Genomic DNA, 6,202 nt, shown 5'->3' with positions numbered 1-6,202 from the left:
GACACCTTCTGATTTGCCTTTGAGTCCGCTTCTGCACGCCGCATTCGTAGCTGAATGTCTTCCAACATCTTTCGGTTGACTGCCATTAAATCAGCAACTAAACCAAACATCCATAGCTGGAAGCCAATCAGAATCAAAATTGCTGCCAGCAGCAAGCTGGGCACTCTTGCCCGCGTCATGCCATCTACAAACAAAAACAGCACGAGCCAGCGGACCCCCAGAAGGGTGCCGAGCGTAAACGGAAGGCTGCCCAAGAGCAAGAAAAACTTGAGCGGCTGGTAGGTCATGAAAATGCGAAAGATCGTTAAGATCGATCGCTTAATGTAGGCGGGAATGCTTTTTACCAGCCGCGAGGGACGCAAATACCCATTGGTACGGATGGGCACTGACGTAATCGCCATGCCTTTTTGCCCCGCCTGAATAATCGTTTCTAGCGTGTAGGTGTACTCACTGAACACGTTCATCTGCAAGGCAGCATTACGACTAATGGCGCGGAAGCCACTGGGCGCGTCGGGAATGTCCGTGCTGCTAGCAATCCGGACGACCCAGCTTCCCAACCGCTGCAACGCTTTTTTAATGGGAGAGAAGTGCTTAATCTTGCTGATCGGGCGCTCTCCAACTACGATCGCGGCCTCGCCGCTCAGAATTGGCTCGATCAGCGCAGGAATATCCGCCGCGCAGTACTGGTTGTCTGCATCGGTGTTGACGATGATGTCAGCCCCCGCTTTCAGACAGGCTTCCAGTCCTGCCATAAACGCTTTTGCCAACCCTTGATTTTGTTCAAAGCTGATGATGTGATCCACACCGCAGGCTCGTGCTACATCCACCGTTTTATCCAGGCTGCCATCGTTGATGATCAGCCACTCTACAGTGTCCACACCAGGCAAGTTCCGAGGAAGCTCAGAAAGCGTGACGCCCAGCGTTGCTTCCTCGTTGTAGCAGGGGATTTGAATAATTACTTTCGTCATGGGTAGAGCAGCGGCATCGTGAATAAGCGGGCTTCTCGAAGCAAGCAGACGCTGGGTACAGGGGAGTATAAAGCAGCTTCGGCGATCGCGATCGAGGCAATTACGGAACTTGCTGTGACATCACTGTACAAACCCACAGGACGCTACGTCACTTCTTTACAGACTCTTCTCATGATTCTTGCTAGATCACCGACTTTATTTCGTTAGATATGAATTTTGTATGAAGGTCGTTGGAGTGAGTCGTCGTTGCAGTTCAATTCGCGCATCACAAGCGACGGACTAGGCACAGTTGGCACGTAGTTGCTCAGATACAACCTGCTGCCAGATTTTGTGCCTGAATATTAATTTGTACTTTAAGTTGTGATTAACTTATCTATAATTTCAGTAGAAGCAACCTTAGTTTCACTGAAATTTTGGCTTAGGTTTAAGAAATTTGTCTCTAGTTCTTAGTTCGTCTGGGTTCTCAGCTACCACAATCAAGTTGAACAGTGGGTTAACCCTGATTCATCAGCGCACGCCTGCGCTTCCAGTAGCAACTGTGGATGTATGGGTGAAGGCAGGTGCAATCGCCGAGATCGATGATTGGGCTGGGACGGCTCACTTTTTGGAGCATCTGATTTTCAAAGGCACCGATCGACTCGCACCGGGTGAGTTCGACGCGGCGATCGAGTACTGCGGTGGCGTCACCAACGCCGCGACCAGTTACGACTACGCTCACTACTTTCTTACGACAGCCTCTCAGCATTTAGAAGACACCCTGCCCTACCTGGCAGAACTGCTGCTGAATGCTGCCATTCCAGACGCCGAGTTCGATCGAGAGCGCGACGTGGTACTCGAAGAAATCCGGCAGGCTTACGACAACCCGGATTGGATCGCCTTTCAAGCGCTTAACGGGCTGGTGTATCCGCAACATCCCTATGGACGACCCATTTTAGGTGTTGAAGACACACTGATGGCGCGATCGTCCACCGATCTACGCTGCTTTCATCGCGCTCACTACCAGCCAGAAAATATGACGGTTGTGCTGGTGGGGGATCTTTCAGAAAGCCACGCGATCGATCTCATCGATCGCAGCTTCAGCACGTTTCCGTCTCGGACCCCTTGCCCGCAGATGTCACCTGAGGCAGAGCCACCTATTACCGATATCCGTCGTGAAGAATTGTATCTGCCGCGTTTAGAACAAGCACGGTTGATGATGGGCTGGATGGGACCGGGGGTAGACTCCCCCATCCGCAGTCTTGATGAGCAGCTACAGGCGGCTTACGGGTTGGATGTGCTGTCTGTGCTGCTGGCAGAAGGTCGAATGTCGCGCTTGGTGCACGAACTGCGCGAAGACCGCAGCTTGGTTCAGGCAGTCAGCAGTGGGTTTTCGCTTCAGCGAGAGTCGGGACTGTTCACAATCAGCGCGTGGCTAGACGCCGAAAATCTGGAGCGGGTCGAAGCAATTATCTGCGATCGACTCTCTGAGCTTGCTGCGGTTCCCGTTTCTGAGGCAGAATTAACTCGCTGCAAGCGCTTGCTCTGCAACGACTATGCCTTCTCTACGGAGACACCCAGCCAGCTAGCTGGGCTTTACGGCTACTACAACACCATTGCTCAACCCGATATTGCTACCACCTACCCCCAACGCATCCAAGCGCTGCAACCTGACGACTTGCAACACCTTGCCAGCCACTATCTCTCTCCCTATCACTACGCAGTGACGGTGGTTCGACCGCTTGTGTAAAGAGCCAGTAGCAAATTGACGCTGGCTGTTAGCTATCTACAGAGGATACCCTTGGTAAACCAAAGCTTGACGCATTCTCAGCAGGTTCAACGCATCCATCGAACCGTTTTGGACAACGGCATGGTTGTGCTCGTCAATGAGAATTCTGCCGCTGACATCGTGGCAGCCCGAATCTTCATCCGAGCGGGAAGTCGTTGGGAAACCCCACAGACAGCAGGACTGTCTCATTTAGTGGCGGCAGTGCTGACCAAAGGAACGGAGCAGCGATCGTCTCTGGAAATCGCCGAACAAGTGGAATCGGTGGGAGCTAGCCTTGGCACCGACTCGACAACAGATTACTTCTTGCTCAGCCTCAAAACCGTTTCGGCAGATTTTGCTGAAATCTTGAAGCTGTCGAGTCAACTGCTGCGATCGCCGACGTTTCCCACCCACGAGCTTGAGCTAGAGCGGCGCTTAACCATGCAGGCAATTCGCTCTCAGCAAGAGCAACCGTTCACGCTTGCATTTGACCAACTGCGGCAGATTATGTATCGGGATCACCCTTATGCGCTGTCGGGCTTAGGCACCGAGGCAACGGTGGCTAAGCTAACCCAAGCCGATCTTCTGCACTATCATCACACGCACTTTCGCCCAGACAATGTAGTACTCAGTCTATCTGGCTGTTTGCCGCCTGATGCTGCGATCGCCCTGATTCGAGAAGTCTTCGATGATTGGCAAGCTCCTGCGACCGCGCGTCCATCGCTTAGTCTCCCTGCGATACCCCTCGCTCCTGTCCGAACCGCCTTACCCCAAGACACTCAGCAGTCGATCGTGATGCTTGGCTACCTTGCGCCTGCGGTCAACAGTTTAGGCTCTTCCACGACCGCTCTTTCCCACACCACTGCCCCCGACTACATCACCCTAAAACTGCTCAATAGCTACCTCGGCAACGGACTATCCAGTCGCTTGTTTGTCGAACTGCGAGAAAAGCGCGGACTCGCTTACGAAGTTTCTGCGTTTTATCCGACTCGGTTGGATGTGGCTCAGTTTGTGGTTTACATGGGTACGGCTCCCGAAAATACCGCGATCGCGGTAGATGGGCTGCGGGCTGAAATCGATCGACTACGGGTCACACCCCTCACTCCAGAACTGCTGCAAGCCGCTAAAAATAAACTGCTAGGTCAGTATGCGCTGGGCAAACAAACCAACGCCCAAATCGCTCAGACCTTTGGATGGTATGAAACGCTGGGGTTAGGCATTGAATTTGATGTCGCTTTTCAAGAGCAGATCGCATTGGTTACGGCTGAGCGTGCTCAGGCAGCGGCTCTCCAATATTTCTCAGAACCTTACGTTTCTCTGGTAGGTCCTGCGGAGGCGATCGATCTGCCGTCTGTGTCTGGTTGATTTTTGCACCACACAATCGGGCGTTTCATACCAAATAGCCGAACAACTAGCAACGGGCAAAACCGCTAATCGTGGTTTGAAGCTTGCATGAACCTACATCGCAGCTTCAGGATTTTTCCAGCTTGGTTAGAGACCACACGATCGTTCTCGATTTCCTAAAAGCTGGAAGAATTACCGAGTTCCTCTCGCTTGCTAAACGTTAGGCTTGAGGACATTCAATGACTGCTCAATGATGTGTAGAAGAGCTGATAGACACAGGAGCCACAAACAATGCAAGAGTGGTCTGAGCACCTGAACGACAGCGGGGGCGAATTTAATGCAGAATCTAAGGCGTCACGCGAAACGGTAGTTCCGTTTTGTGCCAATTTGGGCGACTCCAGGTTTGATAGGGCAACTACCTTTGAGTCAGCGCGAGCAATGGCGGATCGCGTGTTTTACCAAGGATGCGAACAGCATCAGTTGGGTCAGTTTGACGTTGCCTTACGATCGTTTCAACAGGCGTATGCGCTGTACCAGAGTGTGCAACACGAACTCGGTGAAGGAAAGGCGCTTGGCAACTTGGGACTCACCTACTACAGCCTCAAGAATTACGCCAAAGCGATCAAGTGTTCGCAGCAAAGTATTGCCCTTGCTCAGAAGCATCAAGACCGTCGCAACCTAATTAAGCTGACGAGTACCCTTGGGAACGCTTATCGCCATCTAAACGAGCACGGTCATGCGATCAAGTATCAGCGGCAGAGTTTGGCGATCGCGCAGGAGATTGAAGACCGTCGGGGCGAAATGGCAGCGTTGAACAATTTGGGGCTGGCATACAAAGCGCTAGGCGATTATGCGGCGACGATCCAGTACGAAAAACAAAGCCTTGAGATCGCTCGCGAGATCCAAGACGACCAAGTCGAAGAGCAAATCCTGAAAAATCTTGGGAATGCCTGCTACGCGTTGGGAGACTATGGCAACGCCATCGCTTACTACCAACAGCGACTGGCACTAGCGCGAGAAACCAGCGATCGCCGTGCCGAGGAACAGATTTTGCGGAATCTGGCGAATGCGTGTTATGCGGCGGGTCACTACGAACGCACGATCGAGTACAGCCGACAACGACTGACGGTGGCACGGGAAACTCAAGATCGACGCGGAGAAGAGCAAGCGCTTGGCAGTATGGGCGTTGCGTACGATGCTATGGGCGACTATGCCAGAGCAATCAACTACTACGAACAGCGGCTGGCGATCGCCCGCAAGATGCAGGACTATCGCTTAGAGGAGCAAGTTTTGGGCAGCCTTAAGTTTGCCTACTATGCTTTGGGCGATTTTGCGAAGGTAGCTGAGTGCTCTCGTCAGCGACAAGCGCTGCCATTCTAACGCCAAGCCCGGCAAGTCCGACACAGCTTACTCCAGTCCCTCTTACGAGGAAGATTGGAGGGTTACTGACCCTCATCACGCTGTAAACACGGCAACCTATCAAACGGCTAAGAGGAGCTAGCAGCTGGTCCTTATGTCGGCTGCTGCTTCCGGTAATCGTCCCACTTCCACAAGCAGCTAGAAATTAGATTGGTAAAGATGTGCGCGACGATCGGCACAAGCAAGTTTCCAGTGATTAGCGCACTGACACCGAGACCCGCTCCGACAATGGTTGCCCAGATCACATAAGACCACTGCTTTGGCGTGCTTAGATGTAGGACTCCAAAGCAGAGACTCGATAAGGCAACGCCGATCGTGTCTAAGCCAAATGCAGGAAGCATTACCCCACGAAACAGCAGTTCTTCGCTTAGCCCTGGCAGCAGTCCTAGCCAGATTACGTCTAGCCAGATGAGCGGCTTGAGCACGAGTTGTAGATAGTAATCTGCACTGCGACGATACGTCCCCCAGACGCGGTACACGATCGAACTGGCGAGCGTGATCAACACGCCCAAGCCTAGCCCCTCAAGAATTGCGACTGCACTCCACTTCAGTGGCAGTAGCGTCACGGCTGAGTCAAACCGCAGCCACACCTTGGCGACCAACAGCAGCATCACGGCGGTCACGCCCATCGCAATTAAGATTTGGGTCCGCGATAGCGGTTCAACGTCTGGAGTTTCGGGAAATTGTTCTGCCACAAGATTCTTAAAAATGCTGAGATGCAACCCAC

The 6,202-nt window shown here is 52.7% G+C and carries 6 protein-coding genes; 3 read left to right on the top strand and 3 right to left on the bottom strand.

Features of this window, described 5'->3' with window-relative positions; all coding sequences use genetic code 11:
• Positions 1 to 968: glycosyltransferase family 2 protein (locus H6F43_RS18145; protein ID WP_190344115.1), on the bottom strand; the 968-nt coding region annotated here is incomplete at its 3' end.
• Entirely contained in the window at positions 965 to 1,105 is a 141-nt protein-coding gene (locus H6F43_RS18140; RefSeq protein ID WP_190344114.1) for a hypothetical protein, read from the bottom strand. The genes H6F43_RS18140 and H6F43_RS18145, both read right to left, overlap by 4 nt.
• A gap of 296 nt (positions 1,106 to 1,401) precedes the next feature.
• On the opposite strand from H6F43_RS18140, the gene H6F43_RS18135 reads away from it, so the two are divergent.
• From H6F43_RS18135 to H6F43_RS18125, 3 genes are all read left to right on the top strand, one after another.
• Complete coding sequence (locus H6F43_RS18135; protein ID WP_190344113.1) at positions 1,402 to 2,694, top strand: pitrilysin family protein; 1,293 nt, start codon at positions 1,402 to 1,404, stop codon at positions 2,692 to 2,694.
• 120 nt (positions 2,695 to 2,814) lie between these two features.
• On the top strand, positions 2,815 to 4,077 hold the full coding sequence (locus tag H6F43_RS18130; RefSeq protein WP_190344119.1) for a pitrilysin family protein: 1,263 nt from the start codon (positions 2,815 to 2,817) through the stop codon (positions 4,075 to 4,077).
• A gap of 270 nt (positions 4,078 to 4,347) precedes the next feature.
• Positions 4,348 to 5,436 carry a tetratricopeptide repeat protein gene (locus tag H6F43_RS18125; RefSeq protein WP_190344112.1) on the top strand — a complete coding sequence of 363 codons (1,089 nt, stop codon included), beginning with the start codon at positions 4,348 to 4,350 and terminating at the stop codon, positions 5,434 to 5,436.
• A 131-nt stretch (positions 5,437 to 5,567) separates the two neighbouring features.
• Here the strand turns inward: H6F43_RS18125 and H6F43_RS18120 are convergent, their stop codons facing one another.
• On the bottom strand, positions 5,568 to 6,170 hold the full coding sequence (locus H6F43_RS18120) for a CPBP family glutamic-type intramembrane protease (protein WP_190344118.1): 603 nt from the start codon (positions 6,168 to 6,170) through the stop codon (positions 5,568 to 5,570).
• Positions 6,171 to 6,202: the final 32 nt, after the last annotated feature.

Origin of the sequence: Leptolyngbya sp. FACHB-36 (assembly GCF_014695955.1) — a bacterium.
Taxonomy (GTDB): Bacteria; Cyanobacteriota; Cyanobacteriia; order Leptolyngbyales; family Leptolyngbyaceae; genus FACHB-36.
The sequence above is the reverse complement of the archived record's forward strand: the minus strand, read 5'-3'. Positions and strand labels throughout refer to the sequence as shown.